At 58.7% G+C, this 969-nt stretch carries 2 protein-coding genes; both read right to left on the bottom strand.

The features are described from left to right. A partial coding sequence (locus E1958_RS19590; RefSeq protein WP_133513367.1) for a hypothetical protein occupies positions 1-207 on the bottom strand: 207 nt, incomplete at its 3' end. Between the two features lie 158 nt (positions 208-365). Then, positions 366-893: an REP-associated tyrosine transposase gene (locus E1958_RS19595; RefSeq protein WP_133513368.1), complete on the bottom strand. Its 528-nt coding sequence runs from the start codon at positions 891-893 to the stop codon at positions 366-368. Positions 894-969: the final 76 nt, after the last annotated feature.

A 969-nucleotide genomic window follows, 5' to 3' on the forward strand; every position in this document is an offset into this window, starting at 1 on the left:
ATCAACCGCAGTGAAGCCGGCGCTGGGGTCGATCTCGACAAGCTCGGCAATCAGCCGTTCCGGGTCCGGGACCGGCTCGCCGTCGGGGACCAGGGGTGGGTAATCGGACCCGGCGAGGATCCGGGTCGACCAGAGGAGGATTGCCACCAGCCACCACAATTGCCGCCTCAAGCCACTGGTACAGCCGTCTCTCAGTACCGATAGCATGGAAATCATCCTGTTGCCGCACATGAACGCGAATCAACGCAAATCGGTCACAAGCGGTTTGCCATCATCGCCTATTCTTGGAACCTTTGAGTGCATTTTCCCTATAGGAAATGGCAGAACCGTAGGGCGGGAAAGCGCAGCGCATCCCGCCGCGTCGGTCATTCCAGAGCCAATTCCTTTACGACATCGTCCGCCGCCCAATGCGGTGGATACAATTCCGCTTTTACATACCGGTGAAAACTCGAATACGGCCAATCGACAAGGCGCGACACATGGCCGTGTTTGATCGGATTGTAATGGACGTAATCGATATGCCGCCGCAAATCGTCTTCATCGCGAATCCTGTGCTCCCAGAAGCGTCGTTGCCAAATCCCCCGTTCCCCCTTCCGCGCGCGACAGCTTGAAAGCCGCTCGTGTTTCGGAATCCGGGCCGAGAACCATGCCTTGATGTCGTGCCAACGGGTGGAGAAATCGCCATCCCCCACAGGCAGGGTCCACACCGAGTGAAGGTGATCGGGTAAGACAAAGATCGCATCGATGGTGAAGGGGCGGCGACGGCGGGCATCGGCAAAGACGATTCGCAAGTCGTCGCTGTGGTTCGTCAACAGACGGCGGCGGCGCTCCAACAGGTTAAGGGTGAAAAAGAAGGTCCCGCCGGGAACGAAGGCGCGGATGTAGTTTGGCATTAGCTTGCACAGGGGCCTTGATGCTAAAACCCCTCTCCCGGCGAGGGTGTCGTAACAGGTGACGCCCGACGCGATC

Source organism: Candidatus Thiosymbion oneisti (assembly GCF_004359955.1).
Lineage (GTDB): Bacteria > Pseudomonadota > Gammaproteobacteria > Chromatiales > Chromatiaceae > Thiosymbion > Thiosymbion oneisti.

What these genes read in the sequence shown, in the direction of transcription:
- E1958_RS19595 (WP_133513368.1), bottom strand. Translation starts at nt 893, where the DNA reads ATGCCAAACTACATCCGCGCCTTCGTTCCCGGCGGGACCTTCTTTTTC.